Annotated in this window: 25 protein-coding genes; 18 read left to right on the forward strand and 7 right to left on the reverse strand. The window is 36.2% G+C overall.

All coding sequences use genetic code 11. The features are described 5' to 3' along the window. Positions 1 to 915: a LysR substrate-binding domain-containing protein gene (locus IWA51_RS00505; protein ID WP_198442738.1), complete on the reverse strand. Its 915-nt coding sequence runs from the start codon at positions 913 to 915 to the stop codon at positions 1 to 3. Positions 916 to 1,047: 132 nt separating this feature from the next. On the opposite strand from IWA51_RS00505, the gene IWA51_RS00510 reads away from it, so the two are divergent. From IWA51_RS00510 to IWA51_RS00545, 8 genes are all read left to right on the forward strand, one after another. Further along, the gene (locus IWA51_RS00510) at positions 1,048 to 1,890 is read left to right on the forward strand and encodes a hypothetical protein (protein WP_198442739.1); all 843 of its coding nucleotides are present in this window, start codon (positions 1,048 to 1,050) and stop codon (positions 1,888 to 1,890) included. Positions 1,891 to 1,896: 6 nt separating this feature from the next. Further along, on the forward strand, positions 1,897 to 2,934 hold the full coding sequence (hydE, locus tag IWA51_RS00515) for a [FeFe] hydrogenase H-cluster radical SAM maturase HydE (RefSeq protein WP_198442740.1): 1,038 nt from the start codon (positions 1,897 to 1,899) through the stop codon (positions 2,932 to 2,934). A gap of 2 nt (positions 2,935 to 2,936) precedes the next feature. Next, positions 2,937 to 4,352 carry a [FeFe] hydrogenase H-cluster radical SAM maturase HydG gene (gene hydG, locus IWA51_RS00520; RefSeq protein ID WP_198442741.1) on the forward strand — a complete coding sequence of 472 codons (1,416 nt, stop codon included), beginning with the start codon at positions 2,937 to 2,939 and terminating at the stop codon, positions 4,350 to 4,352. Positions 4,353 to 4,415: 63 nt separating this feature from the next. After that, entirely contained in the window at positions 4,416 to 5,618 is a 1,203-nt protein-coding gene (gene hydF / locus IWA51_RS00525; protein WP_198442742.1) for a [FeFe] hydrogenase H-cluster maturation GTPase HydF, read from the forward strand. A gap of 152 nt (positions 5,619 to 5,770) precedes the next feature. Next, positions 5,771 to 7,045 carry an OmpA family protein gene (locus IWA51_RS00530; RefSeq protein ID WP_198442743.1) on the forward strand — a complete coding sequence of 425 codons (1,275 nt, stop codon included), beginning with the start codon at positions 5,771 to 5,773 and terminating at the stop codon, positions 7,043 to 7,045. Between the two features lie 120 nt (positions 7,046 to 7,165). Continuing rightward, on the forward strand, positions 7,166 to 7,702 hold the full coding sequence (locus tag IWA51_RS00535; RefSeq protein WP_198442744.1) for a hypothetical protein: 537 nt from the start codon (positions 7,166 to 7,168) through the stop codon (positions 7,700 to 7,702). A 2-nt stretch (positions 7,703 to 7,704) separates the two neighbouring features. After that, positions 7,705 to 8,160, forward strand: a complete 456-nt coding sequence (locus tag IWA51_RS00540; RefSeq protein ID WP_198442745.1) for a LytTR family DNA-binding domain-containing protein — start codon at positions 7,705 to 7,707, stop codon at positions 8,158 to 8,160. 18 nt (positions 8,161 to 8,178) lie between these two features. Continuing rightward, positions 8,179 to 8,643: a DUF3021 domain-containing protein gene (locus tag IWA51_RS00545; protein ID WP_198442746.1), complete on the forward strand. Its 465-nt coding sequence runs from the start codon at positions 8,179 to 8,181 to the stop codon at positions 8,641 to 8,643. A gap of 18 nt (positions 8,644 to 8,661) precedes the next feature. On the opposite strand, the gene IWA51_RS00550 is transcribed toward IWA51_RS00545, so the two are convergent. From IWA51_RS00550 to IWA51_RS00565, 4 genes are all read right to left on the reverse strand, one after another. Continuing rightward, the gene (locus tag IWA51_RS00550) at positions 8,662 to 10,062 is read right to left on the reverse strand and encodes an alpha-amylase family glycosyl hydrolase (protein ID WP_198442747.1); all 1,401 of its coding nucleotides are present in this window, start codon (positions 10,060 to 10,062) and stop codon (positions 8,662 to 8,664) included. 18 nt (positions 10,063 to 10,080) lie between these two features. Further along, positions 10,081 to 10,662 (reverse strand): TetR/AcrR family transcriptional regulator, encoded by a 582-nt coding sequence (locus IWA51_RS00555; RefSeq protein WP_198442748.1) that lies wholly within the window; start codon positions 10,660 to 10,662, stop codon positions 10,081 to 10,083. 81 nt (positions 10,663 to 10,743) lie between these two features. After that, the gene (locus tag IWA51_RS00560; protein WP_230402672.1) at positions 10,744 to 11,043 is read right to left on the reverse strand and encodes an XRE family transcriptional regulator; all 300 of its coding nucleotides are present in this window, start codon (positions 11,041 to 11,043) and stop codon (positions 10,744 to 10,746) included. Between the two features lie 151 nt (positions 11,044 to 11,194). Next, entirely contained in the window at positions 11,195 to 11,818 is a 624-nt protein-coding gene (locus tag IWA51_RS00565; protein ID WP_198442749.1) for a protein kinase domain-containing protein, read from the reverse strand. A 432-nt stretch (positions 11,819 to 12,250) separates the two neighbouring features. On the opposite strand from IWA51_RS00565, the gene IWA51_RS00570 reads away from it, so the two are divergent. The 10 genes from IWA51_RS00570 (at position 12,251) to IWA51_RS12860 (ending at position 19,018) form a co-directional block, all read left to right on the forward strand. Next, positions 12,251 to 12,511, forward strand: coding sequence for a type II toxin-antitoxin system Phd/YefM family antitoxin (locus IWA51_RS00570; protein ID WP_198442750.1), 261 nt, complete (start codon positions 12,251 to 12,253; stop codon positions 12,509 to 12,511). Further along, entirely contained in the window at positions 12,501 to 12,821 is a 321-nt protein-coding gene (locus IWA51_RS00575) for a type II toxin-antitoxin system RelE/ParE family toxin (protein WP_198442751.1), read from the forward strand. Before IWA51_RS00570 ends, IWA51_RS00575 begins: the two co-directional genes overlap by 11 nt. 73 nt (positions 12,822 to 12,894) lie before the next feature. Continuing rightward, positions 12,895 to 13,686, forward strand: coding sequence for a lysophospholipid acyltransferase family protein (locus tag IWA51_RS00580; protein WP_198442752.1), 792 nt, complete (start codon positions 12,895 to 12,897; stop codon positions 13,684 to 13,686). 86 nt (positions 13,687 to 13,772) lie between these two features. After that, entirely contained in the window at positions 13,773 to 14,621 is an 849-nt protein-coding gene (locus tag IWA51_RS00585; protein ID WP_198442753.1) for a glycosyltransferase, read from the forward strand. After that, entirely contained in the window at positions 14,608 to 16,431 is a 1,824-nt protein-coding gene (locus tag IWA51_RS00590; protein ID WP_198442754.1) for a glycosyltransferase, read from the forward strand. The genes IWA51_RS00585 and IWA51_RS00590 overlap by 14 nt, the downstream gene beginning before the upstream one ends. Before the next feature lie 3 nt (positions 16,432 to 16,434). Beyond that, positions 16,435 to 17,265: a tetratricopeptide repeat protein gene (locus tag IWA51_RS00595; RefSeq protein ID WP_198442755.1), complete on the forward strand. Its 831-nt coding sequence runs from the start codon at positions 16,435 to 16,437 to the stop codon at positions 17,263 to 17,265. 678 nt (positions 17,266 to 17,943) lie between these two features. After that, entirely contained in the window at positions 17,944 to 18,081 is a 138-nt protein-coding gene (locus IWA51_RS00600) for a low molecular weight phosphatase family protein (RefSeq protein ID WP_198442756.1), read from the forward strand. A gap of 75 nt (positions 18,082 to 18,156) precedes the next feature. After that, entirely contained in the window at positions 18,157 to 18,345 is a 189-nt protein-coding gene (locus IWA51_RS00605; RefSeq protein WP_198442757.1) for a hypothetical protein, read from the forward strand. A gap of 235 nt (positions 18,346 to 18,580) precedes the next feature. Then, positions 18,581 to 18,769, forward strand: coding sequence for an ArsR/SmtB family transcription factor (locus IWA51_RS12750; protein ID WP_408059019.1), 189 nt, complete (start codon positions 18,581 to 18,583; stop codon positions 18,767 to 18,769). A 15-nt stretch (positions 18,770 to 18,784) separates the two neighbouring features. Beyond that, on the forward strand, positions 18,785 to 19,018 hold the full coding sequence (locus tag IWA51_RS12860; protein ID WP_198442758.1) for a CPBP family glutamic-type intramembrane protease: 234 nt from the start codon (positions 18,785 to 18,787) through the stop codon (positions 19,016 to 19,018). Between the two features lie 323 nt (positions 19,019 to 19,341). Here the strand turns inward: IWA51_RS12860 and IWA51_RS00620 are convergent, their stop codons facing one another. Together IWA51_RS00620 and IWA51_RS00625 are read right to left on the reverse strand one after the other, a co-directional pair. Continuing rightward, a complete protein-coding gene (locus tag IWA51_RS00620; protein WP_198442759.1) occupies positions 19,342 to 19,836 on the reverse strand; it encodes a hypothetical protein in 495 nt (164 codons plus the stop codon). Further along, complete coding sequence (locus tag IWA51_RS00625) at positions 19,837 to 20,544, reverse strand: hypothetical protein (protein WP_198442760.1); 708 nt, start codon at positions 20,542 to 20,544, stop codon at positions 19,837 to 19,839. Positions 20,545 to 20,781: the final 237 nt, after the last annotated feature.

Raw genomic sequence — 20,781 nt, forward strand, 5'->3', positions numbered from 1 at the left:
TTAACGCGCAAATTCCTGAGTCCACGGTGTGTTGTGAAGAATGTCTGTTACGGCGAGGCGCATTCTTTTGAGTTTTTCTGAGCCGCTTATCTGTGTCTTTTGAATAAAACCTATGTCGTAGTAACCCAGCGCGTTTCCTGCACTGTGCGAAATAAATCCTTCGCGGTAAGGGCCGTTTTCCAAAACTATGCGCGGAACAAGTCCTATGCCCAAACCAAGCGCGGCAAGTGCCATAACGGCTTCGTTTCCTTCTGTTTCTGCGGCGATTACCGGCTTAACGTTGCGGCTTTTTGTCCAGGAGTCAAACCGCTGCCGGGCCAGGCCGGCCTTTGGTAAAATAAGCGGCACTGATGAAACAATATCCTGCGGGCTTCCGCTTACGGTGGTGTAGGGACCTGTTGCACTTGCGGCAAACACGAGCGGGCTTGTCAGAACAGAAATGCAGTCAAATTCGGCACATGCGGCAGACGGAATGGCGGCAACCGCGAGTTCGGCACGTCCTTCCCTTACCGTATTCATTGCAAGAGCCGGGTCTCCTGTTTCTACAGAAAGGTGGATTGCGGGATATTTTTCGGACAAATGTCTTATAAATGGCGGCATTATTGAGTAACAGGCCGTAACGCTTGCAAAAACGTGCAGAGTTCCGCCGGGTTCATCGGTTTTTTTTGAAAAATCTTCCATTAACTCACGCTGCCCGTTAACGCACGATTCTGCAAATTCAGCAAATTTCATTCCGGCCGGGGTAAGAATTACTTCACGGTTGTTGCGGTCAAAAAGTACGGCTCCTGTTTCTTCTTCAAGTCTTCCAACAAGGCGGCTCAGGGCAGAAGGGCTTAAGTTAACAATTTGCGCGGCTTTTGCAAAATGAAGTGTTTCTTTAAGGGCCAGAAATGCATTCAGTTCAAAAAAATCCATTCACTGATTTTAAAAGTATTGAAGATATTGGTCAACATAAACCAGCGTACTTCCGAAAATATAAGTGGTTAATTTGTAAAAATTACGCTATAATTTAAGTTGAATTGATTTTGCAGCTTTTTTGGAGGAAATATGAAAAAGAGTATTCTTGCATTCGCGCTTTTTACGGCTGTAACGGCCGCATTTGCTTTGGATTCAGGTTCGTTTACGCCTAAAGGAAGCATTTCTTCCTATACAAAAACGGACTACAATGTAACGTCAAAATTCGGTGACTACTTTCGCTCTGTAAACGAAAAGCATGTTCATGTTTACAGTGCCGACGGTCTTGTTTCTGAAAGTGCAACTTACACTGCACGCGATGAACTTGTAGACAAAATTACATATAAGTATGACGTAAGCCGCAATCTGGTGGAATCAGTTTATTCAGGTGCCGACGGTGTTGTTATCTACAAAACCCAGATTGAATACCAGAGCGACGGTAAAATAAAGAGCGAGTCAGAATACAAGGAAGACGGAACTCTTGCTTCAAAAACAATTTACAAATACGAAGACGCAAAAGTTACTGAAAGTTTTTATGACGGTGAAGGAAAACTTCTTTCACGCATAATCACAATTCTTGGCGAAAACGGCAAACCTGCAGAAGAAAAACAGTATTTTGCAGACGGAAGCCTTTCTCTTAAAAAAGTGTATACATGGCTTGATGCAGTAACTGTTTCTTCAATCGAAGAATTTGACGAGACAGATAGTTTTGTAAAAAAGCACGTTTACCGTTACGACGAGTCCGGGGCTTTGAGCGAAGTTCAGACTTACAATGCTTCAAATGTTCTCTGCACACGCGAAATTTACAAAAATGATTCTTTGGGAAATCCTGTAAGAATAAGTGTATACGCTGTTGCAGAAAAATTCGGTGCGACTGTAAATGAACTTCAGTCAATTTCTGAATTTGCATACAAAGATACATCGGCTGCAAAATAAACTTGTTTGGCGCGCAAAAAATTGCTGGACAAAAATAGTATAATTGAACTTATTGAACATCGCAGTGAATACCGTGTGGATTTGCAAAAAAAAGCCCGCGCGCTCTGCGATGACTGTTACGGAAAGAAAATTTTTTTGCGCGCTCTTATTGAAGTTACAAACTGTTGCGTCAGAAACTGTTACTACTGCGGAATACGCGCGCAGAATTCTTTTGCACAAAGATATAGGCTGACAGACGAAGAGATTCTGGAATGCTGTAACAAAAGCAACGCGCTTGGTTTTAAAACATTTGTTCTTCAGGGCGGTGAAGATGCTGCCTTTAGCGAAGAACGCGTCTGCGAATTAATTGAAAAAATAAAGATTGCACATCCTGACTGTGCAGTGACACTTTCTTTGGGCGAGCGGCCTTACAAAACATTCCGTGCGTGGAAAGAAGCCGGAGCCGACCGCTATCTTTTACGGCATGAAACTGCCAGTCCAAAACATTATGAGTGTCTTCACCCGAAGGAACAGAAACTCTCTGCAAGAAAAGAATGTCTTTTTAATTTAAAGTCGCTTGGGTTTCAGACAGGCTCGGGTTTTATGGTCGGCTCCCCTTTTCAGACAGTGCAGAATCTGGCCGATGACATTATGTTTCTTCAGGATCTGAATCCGCAGATGATTGGCATAGGTCCTTTTATTCCGCACAGGGACACACCGTTTGCGCATTTTGCAGCCGGAAGTACAGAACTTACACTTTTTTTGATTTCACTGTTGCGCACTATTTTTCCCAATGCGCTTATTCCGGCAACAACTGCTCTTGCAACTTTAAGCAGCACAGGTCATGAAGACGGAATTCTTTCGGGTGCAAATGTAATTATGCCGAATGTTTCTCCTCTTTATGCGCGACAAAAATATGAACTGTATAATAATAAAAAATATGACGGTGACGAAGCTGCGGAAAATCTTGCATTGTTAAAAAATAAAATTTCGGGGATTGGATACGAGATTGTCAGTGAAGCGGGAAATTATATTCCGCCTGATAAATACAGGAGCGTTAGATAAAAATGTATGATGTTAAGTCTGCACGTGCAGAAGATTTTATAAATGATGAAGAAATTCTTGATACGCTGAATTATTCTGCAAAACACAAAAGTGACGCGCCTTTGATAAAATCTATTCTTGAAAAAGCCGCGCTCTGTAAGGGAATAAGTCACCGCGAGGCTGCTGTTCTTTTGGACTGCGATATTCCCCAGCTGAATGACGAAATAAAGGCACTGGCAAAAAAAATCAAGCTGCGTTTTTACGGAAACAGAATTGTTCTTTTTGCGCCGCTTTATCTTTCTAATTATTGCATTAACTCGTGCACTTACTGCCCTTATCATGTTCACAACAAACACATAGGCCGCAAGAAATTGACACAGGAAGAAATATACCGTGAGACAATTGCACTGCAGGATTTGGGACACAAGCGGCTTGCACTCGAAGCAGGTGAAGATCCTGTAAACAATCCGATTGAATATATTCTTGAAAGCATAAATACAATTTATTCCGTAAAGCACAAAAATGGTGCGATAAGACGCGTGAATGTAAACATAGCGGCAACTACACACGAAGAATACAAAATGCTTAAGGATGCGGGAATCGGAACATACATTCTTTTTCAGGAAACATACAACCGTGCTGCCTACAAAACGCTGCATCCGGCCGGACCAAAAAGTGACTACGACTGGCACACACAGGCAATGGACCGTGCAATGGAAGCCGGAATAGATGATGTCGGAATAGGAGTACTTTTTGGACTGAATCTTTACCGCTATGATTTTACAGGCCTTTTAATGCATGCCGAACATCTCGAAGCCGCAAAGGGTGTTGGTCCGCATACGATAAGTGTTCCAAGAATACGCGCAGCAGACGGAATTGATCCTGCGTCTTTTCCCGATGCAATTGATGATGAAACGTTTGCAAAAATTGTTGCGGTAATAAGAATTGCTGTTCCGTATACGGGAATGATTGTTTCTACGCGCGAGTCACAGAATACAAGGGAAAAAATTCTTGAACTCGGAGTTTCCCAAATTTCGGGCGGTTCAAGAACAAGTGTTGGCGGTTACTGCGAAAGTGAACGACCCGGTGACACAACACAGTTTGACGTAAGCGACACGCGTTCCCTTGATGAAGTTGTTGCATGGCTTATGGAACTGGGGTATGTTCCGAGTTTTTGTACAGCCTGTTACAGGGCAGGGCGAACCGGTGACCGTTTTATGCAGTTGGTAAAATCATGTCAGATTGCAAACTGCTGTCACCCGAATGCGCTTATGACACTAAAGGAATATCTTGAAGATTATGCCTGTGACAAAACAAAAGTGCTTGGTGAAAAATTGATTGAATGCGAACTGAATAAAATTCCTGACGAAAAAATTCGTGAGCGCGCAAAAACTTACATTCGTGAAGAGGCCTTCGGTAAGCGCGACTTCAGATTTTAAGGAACAATACATATAGAGATTTATTTGTTAATGAAGTTAAAATGAGCGAAGGAGGACGAAAAAATGCAGACACCGGATTCGATGAGAATTGCTATAGGAATTTTCGGGCGCACAAACAGCGGCAAATCTTCTTTGCTGAATGCAATTGCGGACCAGAACTTTTCGATTGTTTCTGACAAAAAGGGAACAACGACCGATCCCGTAAGAAAAGCCATGGAACTTCCCGGAACCGGCGCGGTCTTATTTACAGATACAGCCGGTTTTTGCGATGACGGTGAACTTGGCGTACTGCGCGAAGAAAAGACACTGCAGGTTCTGGACAAAAGCGATGTTGTGCTTGCGGTATTTTCCTGCGAAGAAACAAATTTTGACTGGGTAAAAAAAATATCCGGCAAAGGAAAAAAGCTGATTTGTGTTCTTACCAAAACAGATTGCGCAGACAGCAAAGAAATTGAAGACGCGAAGAAAAGAATCTTTTCGGTTACACAAACTGAACCTGTTCTGTTCAGCGCGGTAACAAAAAAAGGCCTTTCCGAACTTGTAAAAAAAATCGGTGAAGCCGCGCATCACGGTCATGAAGAAGAGTTTGCGTTAACGCACGGTTTGTGCAAAAAAAATGATACTGTTCTTCTTGTAATGCCGCAGGATATTCAGGCTCCGAAGGGACGGCTTATTCTTCCGCAGGTACGTGTAATGCGCGAACTGCTCGACAAAAAATGCATTGTAGTTTCGTGTACCGGTGACACTTTGGAACAGACGCTTTCTTCTTTGTGTAAAGCACCACAACTGATTATAACCGACTCACAGCTTTTTTCAAAAGTGCATGAGTTGTGTCCAAAGGAAAGTAAGCTTACATCTTTTTCAATTTTAATGGCGGCCGAAAAAGGAAACATAGATGATTTTATAAAAGGCGCTGCTGCTCTTGACAATTTGTGTTCCGAAAGCCGCATACTTATTGCAGAAGCGTGTACGCATGTTCCGCAGAAAGAAGATATCGGGCGTGAAAAAATTCCGGCCCTGCTCAGAAAAAAATGTCCCAGTGTAAAAATAGATTTTGTACGCGGAACAGATTTTCCTTCATCACTTGTGAACAGCGACGGAAGTGCACGCTACAGTTTGATAATCCACTGTGGTGCATGCATGTTTAACCGCGAATATGTTCTGCAAAGACAGGCCGCCGCAAAAAAAGCCAAAATCCCAATGACAAATTACGGAATAGCAATTGCAAAACTGACAGGCATTCTGTCTGATGTTTTTGTAAATTGAACAGCGCCCCCGACCGATAAAATAGTATGAGAGTATATTTAAGAAGATTTGTTTTATTAACCGCATTTTTTGCAACAGAATTATTTTGTTTTTCACAGAGCCAGCCGCAGACGCAAAGTACCGAATTGCGTTATCATGGTAACGGAAGTTACATGCTGGTTGAACGAACAGATTTGCGTCGTTACGATAACGGGCGGTACACTGGTCTTGTAAGCCGCGAAGTGCGTTCGTTTATTGCACAGTCATCTTCTCCTGAATATGCTGCTCCCGGCGACACTTACTACGACGGAAGTTTTTATATTATCGAAGCGACAAAAAGAAATTCCCACGATGTAAAAATGGGAATCAACGAGTCAATTCCGTCTTCATTCAGAATTACTTCTGACGGTGAACTTGTAATGATAGAAGACAACGGTTACCCAAGCTTCAGAAGTTTTCCTGCCTTTACAAAACAAAAAATTCGTCCCGGCGACAAATGGCAGGCAAAAGCTGAACGCGCAGTTGATCCTCTCAACAAAGGCACCGTTACAAAAATGCCCATTTATGTAGAGTACCAGTATCTGCGCGACGATGTGTTTAACGGAGAAAAAGTTTTTGTTCTTTCTGCAAAGTGGGCAACGCGTTACGGAATTTCTTATATTGATTTTGCAGGCGATGCACAGCTTAAGGGCGCGTTCGGAAGTCACAGTGCCACAATGTTTGTAAGTGCGGCTACAGGAAATGCGCTTGTTGTGAGAGATGCGGTTGACGAAACTTTTGAATATGCAGACGGGAACAAAATTTCTTTTAAAGGAACAATTTCATTGTTTACACATTATCCGCCGGCGGTAGACAGGGACGGTCTTATTCGCTCTCTTGCACGCATTGCAGATGTGAAAGATGCGGCAGCGAATAAGGGGTCTGAAAGCAACGGCGGTGGTAAAAAAAGTTTCGGCGGTAAATCTAAAGGCGCATCCGATAGTACAGACAGCGCTGTCGCCGGCTCGTCTTCTGCAGGAACTTCAGGTACAAAACAACCCGGCCGCACAAAACCCAAAATTGAATCTTCTGTGTCAAAGAGTATGACTGTAGACGAAACGCCGGCCGGGCTGCGTCTTACGATACAGAATTTGCAGTTCAAACCCGACAGCGCGCAGCTTTTACCCGGAGAAGAAGAGCGGCTTGACCAGATTGCGCAGGTTTTGAAACAGGCGCGTGAACAAATGTTTTTGGTAGAAGGACATACGGCAAGTGTAGGTTTTGCAAGCGGTGAAATGAAACTTTCAAAAGAGCGTGCACATGCAATAGCCGAGGCACTTGTCCAAAGAGGAATTCCTGCGCAGAAGTTTATCTGCAAAGGTAGCGGAGGAACAAAACCGATCGCCGACAATTCAACTCCCGAAGGAAAAGCCCTGAACCGCCGTGTAGAAATAACAATCCTGGAGTAAATGCGGAATCTGTTAACCACTTGTCACAAAATACAACCAGTTATCTCAAAAAATATTGCGACCTTTAAAATTCCCTGTATACTGAATGCATAATTTATTTTATGTATTTCAGGGGGAAGTATGAAAAAGAAATTTTTTATTTTATTTACGGCGGTGTTTATTTTTTCGGCTCAGATTTTATTTGCTCAGGAAAATGATTTAAAACGTTTTTCATTTGGTGGAATTTGGAGGGCAGACAGTCTGCGCTCGTCCGGTGGTACAGAATTTGGAGTTACGATTTCGCCGGGAAATTTTGTTGTAAGAAATTATATTTTGGTAGAGGGTCTGGGGCTTCATAAAACTGAATTGTATGGCGGAGGATTTTCGGTTGCTGACAAAATTCAATTGGGAGCAAAAATCGATTTGGGAAATACTTCTGCTATTTCGTATGGTTTTGCTCAGGTTGGAGGAATGCTTTTTTCTACAAGCCAAAATGGAATATTTGAAAATCCTGTTTTTATTGAATTTTCTTTAGGTGGTGGCTTTGAATTTCTAATCAAAAATAATTTTTCATTTTTAGTTGAATATGGTGGCGGTGGATATATTCCTTCAACAAAAAATAAATTTTCCGGTCAGGGATTTCAAGTGCTTGTGCTCGGATGCCGAAACTATTTTTAGATATGAAAACTTCTATTATTTTGGATGAATCGTTAAAGGTTCCGTTTGCAGAGATTCATGCGCAGAGTGTAACAAGCGAAATTTCACGGCTTAAAGAATTGATTGAAAATGATTTTGTTCCGTTACGACTTTGCGGTTATGACAAAGATTTTGCAGTAAAACTTTTGCCTTCGCAAATAATGTGCATCTACAGTGTAAATAAAAAAGTGTATGCCCAGACAAAAGATGCAATTTTTGAAATTAAGCAAAGACTTTACGAAATTGAAGAACTTATTCCGCAGTTGGGTTTAGACAAATTTATACGCATCTCAAATTCAGAAATAGTGAATTTTGATTTTGTAGAAAAATTTGATATGAGCTTAACTGGAACAATCGGTCTTCATTTTAAGAACGGCGAACGGACTTTTGTTTCGCGCAGGTATGTAAAAAAAATCTGCACTTCGCTTGGTTTAAAATAATATTTATAGGAGAAAAAAATGAAACAGATATTCAAGAGAATTTTTATTCACGGAATGTTGGCGGGTGCAATTTTAATTTCTATATCTTCTATAATTGCATTAATAATTTGTGTAATAAACGGAAGTGAGGAATTTATTCCGACTGCACCTGCAATGATAAACGTATATGGTTCTGAAGTAAAAGCTGTAGTTATAGAATATGTTTTACTGACGGTATTTGGTTTTGTATATGCTGCTGCAAATGAGAGCTTTAAGATTGATTCGTGGAGCCTCACAAGAGCAACAGTCGTTCACTTTACAATTATTTTTTCTGCATATATTGTGATTGCCTGGTTCTGCTATTTTATTCCGCATAAGTTGAGCGCAGTTTTTATTCAGGCCGGCGTATTTATTTTTAATTACATACTTATTTGGATTGGAATTTATTTTAACCAGTTGGCTGCAGTAAAAAAAATTAATTCAGCAATTTCTGCGGAAAAGTAAAAGTATTTACAAATGGCTTTAACAGTTTCTTAAAATCATAACGCTTTTTGCCGGCATTTTTAAATTCTGTAAATCATGTGCAGAATAAATTTTTTCTGAAAGCAAATCTTTGTAATTCTGTACAAAATCCTTTGGCAGAATAGAAACTGTTTCTTCTTTTGAGGAATTGTTGAAAATTGCGATAACTTTTTCTTTTAAATTATTCTGGTCATTGTAAAAATTTCTTTCAAAAACAAACTGTTCATTTTTAACAAGCAGTTCAACATAATTTCCTTTTTGAATTGCATTTGAACTCATTCTGATTTTTGCAAAGTGCGAAATTGCATCTGCTAAAAAACCTGCATCAAATTGAGGAACCAAATATGTTTTTGGTTCTGCAAACGGCTTAAGAGCAGGACGCAAATCTTCATCTCCAAAACTATTTCGTTTTCCGTAAAGTGCAAATTCACTTCCGTAATATATTGAAGGAATTCCCGGAACTGTAAATAAAAGTGCATAAATCATATACAAATCGTCTTTTGGATTTTTGATAACGGATGCAACTCTGTCTATGTCGTGGTTGTCCAAAAAATTGTAAAGAGGCGCAAACTTGTAACATCCCGAAGAACTGTCAAACTCGCGTTTTAAATTATATGAAATGTCAAAAAAATTATTCTGGTCAACGCTTGCAAAAATAGAACGGTACAGCTGATAGTTTGTAACAGAATCAAGTCGGTTGCAGGAAACCCAGTCGTTGTAATCTCCATGAACAACTTCACCCATAAGCCAAAAGTTTTCTTTTAAATTTCTTGTAAACTGTGAAATTTCTTCTATAAAAGTTTTATCAAGAACATCGGCTGCATCAAAACGCAAACCGTCAATTTTAAATTCTTCAATCCAGAATTTTACTGCGCCAAAAATATGATTTTTTACATCACAGTTTTTCAAATTCAGTTTTATTAAATCGTAACAGCCTGCCCAGCCTTCATAAGAAAAATTATCGCCGTACGGACTTTTGTTTGAAAAATTTATGTTCAAGTACCAGTCTTTGAATTCAGAATTGAATCCATTCTTCTGCAAATCTTTGAATGCAAAAAAATCTCTTCCGGTGTGGTTAAAAACTGCATCAAGAATTATAGAAAATCCTTTTTGATGCGCACATTCAACAAACGCTTTGAACTTTTCATTGTTGCCGAGCCGTCTGTCAACGTGATAATAATCGATTGTGTCATAACCGTGTTTTGTAGATTCAAAAATTGGTCCCAGATAAATTGCGTTGCAGCCAAGTTTTTTTATCCTGTCCAAATCACCGGCAAAAGTTTCAAAAAAGTTTCCCGCACATTGTGTAAAATTATTCTGCTTTGGACAGTTCCCCAATCCAAGCGGATAAACATGGTAAAATATTTTGTCAGAAAAAATTTCTTTTTGATATAAATTCATGTTGTTTCTCCTATCCGGTTAATCTGCAAATCCGTAAACTGCACTGTGAATTATCTGATAAATTGTTTTTTCATCATCAGGAATCTGTCTTTTTGCAATCATCATTGAAGTAGAAATTACAATATTGTGAAACATTTCGCTGTAAAGAATTTCTTTTGAACGCATATTTCCGAATTCATTTGCAGACAGAATAAAAAATTCCTTATAAATATTTCTGATTTTATAAATCTTTTTTTTATAAACTTCGCGTTCTTCGGAATCTTCAGGACTGTTTAAAAGCGACAGATGAAGCGAAAAATAATCTTTATTTTGCTTTGCAAACTGAATTTCGCTTTTTAAAACTTTTGTAAGCGATTTGATAAAATCATGTTCGTAAAGCAAAGCTTCCTTAATAGAAGAAATCAATTCGTTACCGTAAGTATCTGTAATATATTCCAAGAGACCTTTCTTGTTTGTAAAATAATAATACAAAGTTGGTTTTGTAACTTTTGCTTTTTCGCAGACTTCCTGAACAGAAACCGCGTTGTATCCTTGTTGAGCAAATAATTCAGTTGCAATACGCGCAATCTTTTCTTTGTTGTCGGTTTCGTTATATACCATGCGGTATACTATATACTAAACGGTATATAAAGTCAAGGAATGGGTATCAGATTTGTTACAGGGAGTTTAAGTTGTTAGACTTTAATTAGTATTTTTTCTTTTATTTTCATTGAGGAATCTTTCGCATATGCCTTGATTTCTACTCCCATTCCAAATGCTATCAAGATATGATACTAGAGTAGAAATCTTCATATCTTTTCTTTTTTCTATTTTAGAAACTGAGGATTGTGAAAAATTCTTTAAATTTGTTTGTTTAATATTTTGTTCCTCGCGGAGTTGAGAAAGCCGTATTGCAAGAATTTCTTGCTCTGCTTGTTTGTGAGCTTTTTTTACCATTTCAGGACTCATTTTTGATTCCATCATTTGAATTGCATTTTTCATATTAATCGATGTTCCACATAATTATATTATATTCACTTAAGTGAATATTTGTCAAAAAAATTAAATTTTAATAAAACTCGATAAATATATCGGAGGGTTTGATACAGCAATAACCGTGCAGGAATTTGAAAATTTAAAGTAATTGTATTTTTTACACCAACTCAATTACGCGCTTTTTAAGTTCTTCAAAAGGTTCGTCAAACGGTTTGAATGTTCCGGGTTTGTTTAGTTTTGACGTTCCGCCTTTTTCAAGATGGGCGCGCATTCCGTCTTTGTTGAGCCAGTAATAAATTCCCCAGTGTTCAAAATCCCATTCGCTGTTGTAATCGTAGCATTCGTAGTCAATGCAATAAAGTTCGCCGCTGTTTGTGTAAATAAAATTTGTCGGAAAGTAGTCAACGTGAATTCCGACTTTTTTAAACCGCTCGCTCATATCAAGAATTTGCCTGAAATGATTTTCTGTAAGTCCGTCTTTGCAGAATGTACCGCGAGTTGCAAGAGTTGCGGCAGTTTCTCCCTGAATATATTCTTTTACAAGGTAATGATTTTTTTCATCAAATTCAAAAAGTTTTGGAATTCCTTTGCCTATTTTTGACATACGCTCGTAACAATATTTTTCGCCGTTGAAAATTTCAAGTGTCTTTTGGGGATCTTCTGTTTGTTCATTCATTTTTTTTAAGACAAACTGCGAATTATTTTTTTCAACAAGATATGCTGTTCCGGTTTTGCCCTGTCCAAGTGTTTGTATAATTTCGTAACCAAATAGGTTTTTCATAAATCAAGTTTATAATGAAAGTCAGAGTGACGTCAAGATTAAATTTATCTAAAGAATTTAACAGATTTGGTTAATGCAATTTGATAATGTCTCAAAAAACGGTGACTATGGTCTTGAAGATAACCCGGAATATACAAAGAACAATTCAAGAAATCACAACTGTAGTAAATTAATTTGAAAATTATGCTCAAGAAGTAAAATTAAACAAAAATACAACAGATTATATAAAAAAGGTTTTAATTCAAAATAAAATATAATTTTAAATCTCAAATAATCACTAATTCTGATTGGTAAAAAAGCTTGGTTCAATAAAACAAAAAGAAATCACAGAAGTAAAAAATGTAATAAAAGAAATGCTTGTTGATTGAATAAAATATGATCTTTGCAAAAAGCCCTAATTCGTGGTATAATAGAACCACAAGGAGGTTGCCTATGCCACAAATTATGCCTATCAGAGATTTAAAAAACACAGCGGAAATTTCAGCAATTTGTCATGAAAAAAATGAACCAATTTTTATTACAAAAAACGGTTATGGTGATATGGTTTTAATGAGTATGGAAACATATGAAAAAGCCCTTTATTTAAGTAATATTTACGGAAAACTAGAAGAAGCAAAAGACGATATTAAAAATAAAAGATATTCTTCCGTAGAAGATGCTGTTTCAAGAATCAAGGAAAAACATGGCTTATAATGTTCATATTACTAGTAAAGCGGAAAAAGATTTGGATGATATTGTAACTTACATTTCAGAAGAATTAAAAAATCCAAAAGCTGCCAGTAGAATTCTTGAAGAGTTTTTGGAAGAAAAAGTAAATATTTCAGATAATCCGTATATGTATCCGTTAAGTTTTGACGCCAGATTGCAAGCAGAAGGATATCATAGATTCATATTTCATAGAAATTATGTTGCTCTATATTTAATTGATGAAACAGAAGAAAAAAATAATGTTTGGATAATGAGAATTTTTAATGGAAAGATGAATTATCCTAAACTAATATAAAGTATATTGCATTTATTTTTCACAATCTTTTTTATATATTGAAAATTTTTCCTTTAAAAGATAGAATAAACTAATGAAACTAAAACAAAAAGTTATTTATTATAAAGACGAACTTAATGACGAGTTTGCCTTTGATAACATAAAGCCTCGCAAAATCGGTGCTGAATACAAATACGTTTACAATTCAATTTGGAAAAAGTTTACGCGTTTTTTCTGGTACAGAATTTTTGCATTTCCGATTGCGTTTTGTTATTTAAAACTTGCATACAGACATAAAATTGTAAACCGAAAATTAATCAAGCAGGCAAAAAAAACTGCATTTTTTCTTTACGGAAATCATACGCACAATATGTGTGATGCTCTTATTCCGACAATGGTTTCTGTTCCCAAAAGCGTTCATGTAATCGTTCATCCGAATAATATTTCTATGCCGGTTTTAGGCGCAATAACTCCAAGTCTTGGTGCAATTCCGCTTCCTGATGATATGGATTCAACACGTAACTTTTTAAAATGCATCGAAACCCGTGTACGCCAGAAAAAAGTAATTACAATTTATCCCGAAGCGCACATCTGGCCGTTTTACACAAAAATCAGACCGTTTACATCTCTTTCGTTCAGATATCCTGTTCAATATGATGTGCCGACATTTTGCTTTACAAATGTATACCGCAAGCGCAAGTTTTCAAAGTCGCCGCAAATTATAACTTATGTTGACGGACCGTTTTATCCGGACAAAAATCTTTCAACAAAAGAACAGCGTGAAGATTTACGAAATAAAGTTTTTAACGCAATGACAGAACGTTCAAAATTGAATAACATCGAACTGATAAAGTATATAAAAAAAGAAGATAATACTGTAAAATAAAGTAAAATATGCAACCAAAGTACATTTAATGTGTCTAATAAATAAACAGCGCCGTCATCTCCAATTTGCGGCAATCAGGATTAAAAATGAGAAACATACTTTTTTGTGGAAATGACAAAGTTTTTGACGGAATAATGACTTGCACACTTTCCATAGTAAAGCGAACACAGACAACAGAACCATTTAAAATTTTAATATATACAATGGATTTGCGGGATTTAAAAGAAAATTATATTCCAATTTCTGACAATCAGGTCAAGTTTTTGGACAATCTTTTAAAAGAATATAATCCGCAGAATGAAGTAACAAAAATTGATGTAACTTCAATTTACAACACAGAATTCCGCGGAAGTCCCAACGAACAGTGTTATTGTTCACCATACACTTTGCTCCGGCTTTTCGCAGATTTGGTTCCCAGAATGCCTGAAAAATTTTTGTACCTTGATGCAGACTTGTTGTTCAACCGGGATATAACTTTGCTTTATGATATCGACGTTTCAAATGTTGAATATGCTGCAGCAAATGACCATTACGGAAAATATTTAATTCACCCAAGATATATAAATGCAGGTGTTCTTTTATTCAATATGGAAAAATGTCGGGAAACAGGAATTTTTAAAAAATCCCGTGAATTGATTAAAACAAAAAAACTTGTATTTGCAGATCAAAGTGCTTTAATCCGCAGTACAACAAAAAAGAAACTTCTTCCGCAAAGATTCAACGACCAGAAATTTCTTCACAGTTGGACAGTTGTAAGACATTTTTCGCAGCGTCTTTTTTATTTGCCGTATCCACATGTTGCAAATATCAAGCAATGGCAGGTTACGCAAATTCATAAAATATTCAGATACTTTCAGTTTGACGATATTTTATTTGAATATATTTATCAGATTAATAAGTTTAATAAGGAAATAAAAGAAAATGATGAACAATAAACGAATACCAATATTTTTTGCCTGCGACGATAACTTTGTAAAATTCACAATTGTTGCAATTACTTCATTAAAAGCAAATGCGTCAAAAGATTATATTTACGACATCCATATTCTTTACACAAAGATGAGTGAAGAAATGAAAAAAGTTACGCTCACGCTTTCTGACGAAACATTCAACATTACATTTGACGATGTTACAGATTATTTAAAGAGCGTAAACTACAAACTTCATGTCCGCGACTATTATTCAAAGACAACATATTACCGCCTTTTTATTTCCGAAATGTTCCCAGAATTGGACAAGGCACTTTATGTCGACAGTGATATGATTATTCTTGGCGATATTTCAGAATTGTACAATCACGAGTTGGGCGACAATTACGTCGGTGCCTGTAACGAGCAGGCAATGGTCCAGGAAGAATGCTACGGAAATTACGTAGAAAAATGTCTCGGAATCAGCCGCAACAAATTCTTTAACGCCGGAATGATTTTAATAAACTGCAAGCAGTTCCGCGAAAAAAATCTGCTTGAACGCTTTATAAAACTTCTTCACGAATATTCATTTATTGTAACGCAGGATGAAGACTATTTGAATTTAATCTGCAAAGACAAAGTTCTCTGGATCGAAAATAACTGGAACGTCGAAATGTTTGGAAAGCTTTTATTCGAGCCAAAAGATTTTAAAATCATTCATTACATTATGACTTCAAAACCGTGGCATTACAGAGATTGTCGCCATCAGGAATTTTTCTGGGAATACGCAAAACAGACACCTGTTTACGATCAGATTGTTGCAGTTCTGGACGCATACACAGACGAACAGCGTGCAAATGACAAAGCTTCTGGTGAACGTCTTGCACAGATGGCAATCGACGAAGCAAACCGCGAAGACAATTATCTTAACCGTCAGAAACTTTTTGAACAGAAAAAAGAAACTGTAGAATCTTCAGAAACAACAGTAAATACTGGCGTTCAAAAATCTCCGGAGCGACTTGCAGTTCTTGCAAAAATTAAAGAATACGAAAAAACCGGCCGTTTTGAAGAAGATGTAGAAGATGATCCACCTTCACGACAAATTCAACCTGGTGAAGTCGACTACCAGCAGAAAAAACTTTCAAGCAGAATCAAAGCTTATTTTGCATTTAAAGCTGCAAGAAATTTTATTCGAAAAATGGTAAAGTCAAAACAGATGATAATCAAATCTGTTGAAGGCAAAGAAAATTTGGATCTGCTTACCGGCGGAGCAATGATTACATGTAACCATTTTAACGCTCTTGACAGTTTTGCGATTCAAATTGTTTACGATGAAATTCATAAAAAAACAAAACATGGAAAATTCTTCCGCATTATAAAGGAAGGAAATTACACATCGTTCCCAGGATTTTACGGAATGTTAATGCGTAACTGCAACACTCTTCCGTTAAGTTCAAGCCACAGAACAATGAATGAATTCCTTCAGGCAGTAAAAAAACTTCTTGCAGACGGAAATTACATTTTAATTTATCCAGAACAGAGCATGTGGTGGAACTACAGAAAGCCAAAACCTCTTCGCAAAGGAGCTTATACACTTGCTGTAAAAAACAAAAGACCGGTTCTTCCGGTATTTATTACAATGCAGGACAGCGACATTCTCGATTCAGACGGATTTTTTGTTCAGGAATATACAATTCACATTTGCAAACCGATTTTCCCAAAACCGGAACTTTCACTTTCAGAAAATGTTGAATACATGATGAACGAAAATTATTCAGTCTGGAAAAAAGTTTACGAAGAAACATACAAAATTCCTCTTAAATACGAAGAAGATTAAATCATGAAAATATTTAAGACAATTTTTTTATCGATATTTTTTTTGAATACAACTTTTTCTTTTTCGCAAGACATGACTAAAAATGCACTTGCTTTAATTGATTCTTTTTTTGATCTTAGAATGAATCTTTCTTTAATAGAAGAATCTGAAACTGATAAAATAAATTCTGAAATTGATTCTTTTGCAGTTAAGAACAAAGATAAAATTTCTGATCTTTCTGAAATGGAAACTATTGTTCTAGAAAATTTTATAATAATGGAAAAATATAATTATCTTTATGAAAAACCAGGTCAGGCAAAAGTTCAGCACGAGATTTTAGGAAATCAGCTTAAAAAAATTGAATCGTTTGTAGAAAATAATCAGATAAATGACGCATACTTTTTTTGCACACAGGCAGACATAACTTCATGCTATATGGGTTATTCCGTCGGCGATGTTTTAAAATACGGAACAAGCGTTCGGCCGCTTTATGAAAAAGCTTTAGAATGTAATCCAAATCTTTCTTACGCTTTAACAAACATTGGCCAATGGTATTATTTTGCTCCAGGAATTGCCGGCGGTTCAAAGAAAAAAACTTTATCTTATTTTGAAAAAGCTCGTGAATGTGCCGTTACAGATTCCCAAAAGTATTTTGCAGATATTTTTTTATCTCAACTTTTGTTTGAAAAAAAAGAATTTGAACGATGCAATTCATTGCTTTCAGAAGCAGAATCAATTTGCCCGAACAGCAATTACCTAAAAAAAATCCGTTCCGCAAATCAACAAGGACTTTCCCTTTTTGAATACAATAGAAAAAAATCTTCATTAGATAAAGAAAGTAAAAAAATAGAGTAGTGCAGACAGAAATTCTGGAGCGGTGTCTGGAATGACGAGTAATTTTATCTTGATATTTTGTCATCCTGAACTTGATTCAGGATCTCATTACTGATTATGTTTATTCGGTAGTGAGATTCTGAAATAAATGTTACAATGCGTTAGCAATGTTTTAATTAGTTAGTAGTTTTTGAATAGGAATAAATATCTGATGAAAGATTGAGTTTTAGAGTATATTCTTTATCTTTCAAATCTCCGGAAGTAAATTTGATTGTAACTGTTGAATTATTTCCGTCTTCGTTTAATGTATAAGTTGCTGTAATTGTGTCTTCTTTATTTAAACCGATTTTATCTTCTGCATAACCATAATAAGTTATTTTTCCGTCTGAAATTGAATAATCAGTTCTATAATGGTTATTCTAATATAGAAGGCTATCTTTTGTTGAAGATAGATAACTTATATATAGATTAATAAAGAATTTAACAGATACTGTCTTTATAAAATGTAATTTAATATATACAATTTTTTCCATAGAGTTGAATAGTGAAAAAAATTGTTTTGATAAAACATGGGAAGACTACCTGTACTGGCAGGAAAATTGCATCGTGCAAAGGCCATTATGAATAATCGATATGCAGTCCTTCAATTGAATAAATTGCAGTTGATTATTTCCTTAAAAGTTACCTGCCAGAAAAAACATGCGGGATGTAGATTCTTGTGTACGCAATTTACGCGAAGACTGGGGACTCGAAGACCCGACCGGCAAAAGCGACACAGAGTTTATAAAAGTGATTAATATAATAGAAGAAAAAGTAAAAGAATTGTCTGCACGATGAAATGAATTGCGCATATTAAAATTCAATATTTATGTTGAATTTAAGTTGTTAAAAATCGATATTTATGTTAAATTTGTGTTTAGAAAAATCAATATTTGTGAGGAGCTATTTGAATATATTAAAAAATGTTTCGCAGAAAAACAACCCTTGGGTCAGGCATTACATAGAAAGGTAATGAACTTATTCCGTCAATATTTAATTATTGGAGGAATGCCTAAAGTTGTAGATACTTTTCGTAAAACAAAAGATTTTGAAAAAGTTTAAAACTAAATATAAGGAATACGTTGGAACTTGTTATGTAATTCATCCTGAAGATTTTACAATAAAAGAAGATATTATTTTTCTTCCAATCTATATGACGCCGCTTCTGTGAAAACAGAAGCAGTTAATAAGCTTCCCCTCGGCAAACGGTAGCGAAGCGGACGTATGACGCCGCTTCTGTGAAAACAGAATTAAAATTTTAAAACTGCTTTCCAGCGGTGAACTTTGTGCCTGCAAAATTCTTGAAGACTTGTCGATCACGCAGCCGACACTTTCTCATCATATGAAAATTCTTTCGGATTGTAATCTTGTAAAATCCCGAAAAGACGGAAAATGGTCGCATTATTCTTTGAATTATTCTGAATTAAAAGAAGTAAAATATTTTATTTCAGAATTAAAAAAAAACAAAAAAAAACTGTTCTTGTAGAAAGGTATTTTAAGAATGGTAAAGATATCACTGTTCTTAAAAACTTACAGTTGTTGCACAACTGTCTTATTGACGTGTACGCTCAGGCGCTCTAATAATATAAAATTTGCAGTTTTCATTTCAAGTATCACATTCGGCATGGGGCATATTGTAAACTTACTGAACGGCAAAGATTTGATACCCACGCTCTTACAAATTTGTTATGCAGCAGCAATAGGCTTTTTGTTTACGATTATAATTTACAAGTGAAAAAGCTTTTTGCTTTATAATATGTTTATAGTAATATGATAAGAATACTTAAGCTCTTGCTTTTGTCTTAAAAACCAGGCTTCTGTTGGAAGACCTGTAAATGATGAAATTATGGTAAGCAGCAAGGATTAAAAAGTCCGTCTGTTTCGTAAAAATAAAACTTGCTGCCGATTTTGGGGTGCTTTGAGATTTTCTCTTGGCACCCCTTTATATTTTAAACTTGTAATGTTCTTTTTTTTCTTTCCGTAACGTGAAAAATATATCCCTAAAATGCGGTGGCGCATAGCCACTTTCCACACGAAGCCGAAGTTATATGGTTCTTCTTATTTTGTTAAAGATAAATTGTAATTATCGATTGCCTGCATTCTGTAAGATACAGAGGCTTCATTTGTAATTCCAAAGGCTAATAGAGATATTAAGCTCAATGAACCGGTTATAATTTTAGCATCAGAATCATTTTCGGAGTAGTAACTTGCAATTCCCGTGCCTATAAATGAACCTATAAGGGTATAAGTAATACATTTCCAGAAAGTTGCTTTTTTCATCAATTTTTTATTTCCTTCAACTGGAAGTAAAATTTTATTCAACTCTTTGTTTGTTAATGGAACCTCAGAATCAGCAAATTGGAATGTATCAAATGACGAAAATCCCCATTTTTTGTAGTGGATTATAAAATCATTTGTTTCTGAAAAAACAATGGGATTATCTATGTTGTCCATTGCCATTGATTCATTATTTTTATTTGATTCCTGTGAAGATAAGAAATTGACGGTAAAAAATGAAAAGAATACGCAAAATAATAATTTTATGTTTCTCATTTATTTGCTCCAGCTGACTTTTATGGATATACCACCTGCCTTCCAGTCGGCAACTGTTGACGCAACGCCTACCGAAACTGCTCCTACGACACCTCCCGGAATGTAGCCTATAACCGGAAGTGTTATTCCTCCTATGGTTGAACCTATTTTCCAACCTATAAATGATCCGATGGCATCAGAAATTGCCGCGCAACAAATATTTTTTGCTTTCTTACGAAGCCATGAGCCTATACTTCTTGCTGCCTCATCATTTTCTGTATAGTAATCAATTGCGGCAATTGACATTTCAGAGAAATTTATGAAGCCTTCATATTCTTCTTTCGACAATGCCGATTTTGCATCATTTTCAATTTCTTCGATATTAGAAATTGTATCTTCAACAGATAAGGACTCATCATTTATGATATTTTCGACTTTTGAAATATAAGCAGCTGCAACACTTGAAATCAATTCATTTTCAAGAAGAAAATCTGATGTTGATGTATCTTCTGCCACCTCAAGAACTTCAGAATTGCATTCTGTTACAGAAGATGCACTTCTGGAAAATGAAACTGCATTATTTTCTAATGCGTTTTTAAATTGGGTTCTTAAAACATTTGATTCACTATTATTGGAATTGTTTATGCCGACTGTTTCTAGGTCGTTAAAATTTGAACAGCCAACAAGAAAGGCAGAAAAAATAACACTAAAAATAATTAACTTTTTCATTCAATTCTCCTTTTTATTGTCGAATTTTATCATAGGTTAATTATATTATAAAGCTTAATTTAATTTTTGTCTTCTTTTTGCCGCCGTCCCCGGCGGCATCCATATACGGTGTAGAGTGGCTTTTTTTTCAGCACTTATGTGCTATGAGCCAAAATAAATAATCTAAGAAAAAATAAGACAAAAAGCAAAAAACTAAAAAAATATTTACTATGACACTCTTTGTCATACTACCTGCCT

The organism is Treponema peruense, assembly GCF_016117655.1.
GTDB classification, from domain to species: Bacteria; Spirochaetota; Spirochaetia; order Treponematales; family Treponemataceae; genus Treponema_D; species Treponema_D peruense.

Excerpts from the sequence above, each read along its gene's own strand:
- IWA51_RS00625 (WP_198442760.1), bottom strand. The coding sequence starts at position 20,544 with ATGAAAAAGTTAATTATTTTTAGTGTTATTTTTTCTGCCTTTCTTGTT.
- IWA51_RS00620 (WP_198442759.1), bottom strand. The coding sequence starts at position 19,836 with ATGAGAAACATAAAATTATTATTTTGCGTATTCTTTTCATTTTTTACC.
- IWA51_RS00570 (WP_198442750.1), top strand. The coding sequence starts at position 12,251 with ATGCCACAAATTATGCCTATCAGAGATTTAAAAAACACAGCGGAAATT.
- IWA51_RS00575 (WP_198442751.1), top strand. The coding sequence starts at position 12,501 with ATGGCTTATAATGTTCATATTACTAGTAAAGCGGAAAAAGATTTGGAT.
- IWA51_RS00505 (WP_198442738.1), bottom strand. The coding sequence starts at position 915 with ATGGATTTTTTTGAACTGAATGCATTTCTGGCCCTTAAAGAAACACTT.
- IWA51_RS00585 (WP_198442753.1), top strand. The coding sequence starts at position 13,773 with ATGAGAAACATACTTTTTTGTGGAAATGACAAAGTTTTTGACGGAATA.
- IWA51_RS00545 (WP_198442746.1), top strand. The coding sequence starts at position 8,179 with ATGAAACAGATATTCAAGAGAATTTTTATTCACGGAATGTTGGCGGGT.
- IWA51_RS00530 (WP_198442743.1), top strand. The coding sequence starts at position 5,771 with ATGCTGGTTGAACGAACAGATTTGCGTCGTTACGATAACGGGCGGTAC.
- IWA51_RS00550 (WP_198442747.1), bottom strand. The coding sequence starts at position 10,062 with ATGAATTTATATCAAAAAGAAATTTTTTCTGACAAAATATTTTACCAT.
- IWA51_RS00590 (WP_198442754.1), top strand. The coding sequence starts at position 14,608 with ATGATGAACAATAAACGAATACCAATATTTTTTGCCTGCGACGATAAC.
- IWA51_RS12860 (WP_198442758.1), top strand. The coding sequence starts at position 18,785 with ATGGTAAAGATATCACTGTTCTTAAAAACTTACAGTTGTTGCACAACT.
- IWA51_RS00595 (WP_198442755.1), top strand. The coding sequence starts at position 16,435 with ATGAAAATATTTAAGACAATTTTTTTATCGATATTTTTTTTGAATACA.
- IWA51_RS00510 (WP_198442739.1), top strand. The coding sequence starts at position 1,048 with ATGAAAAAGAGTATTCTTGCATTCGCGCTTTTTACGGCTGTAACGGCC.
- IWA51_RS00560 (WP_230402672.1), bottom strand. The coding sequence starts at position 11,043 with ATGAAAAATGCAATTCAAATGATGGAATCAAAAATGAGTCCTGAAATG.
- hydF (WP_198442742.1), top strand. The coding sequence starts at position 4,416 with ATGCAGACACCGGATTCGATGAGAATTGCTATAGGAATTTTCGGGCGC.
- IWA51_RS00565 (WP_198442749.1), bottom strand. The coding sequence starts at position 11,818 with ATGAAAAACCTATTTGGTTACGAAATTATACAAACACTTGGACAGGGC.
- IWA51_RS00540 (WP_198442745.1), top strand. The coding sequence starts at position 7,705 with ATGAAAACTTCTATTATTTTGGATGAATCGTTAAAGGTTCCGTTTGCA.
- IWA51_RS00580 (WP_198442752.1), top strand. The coding sequence starts at position 12,895 with ATGAAACTAAAACAAAAAGTTATTTATTATAAAGACGAACTTAATGAC.
- hydG (WP_198442741.1), top strand. The coding sequence starts at position 2,937 with ATGTATGATGTTAAGTCTGCACGTGCAGAAGATTTTATAAATGATGAA.
- IWA51_RS00535 (WP_198442744.1), top strand. The coding sequence starts at position 7,166 with ATGAAAAAGAAATTTTTTATTTTATTTACGGCGGTGTTTATTTTTTCG.
- IWA51_RS00555 (WP_198442748.1), bottom strand. The coding sequence starts at position 10,662 with ATGGTATATAACGAAACCGACAACAAAGAAAAGATTGCGCGTATTGCA.
- IWA51_RS00600 (WP_198442756.1), top strand. The coding sequence starts at position 17,944 with ATGCGGGATGTAGATTCTTGTGTACGCAATTTACGCGAAGACTGGGGA.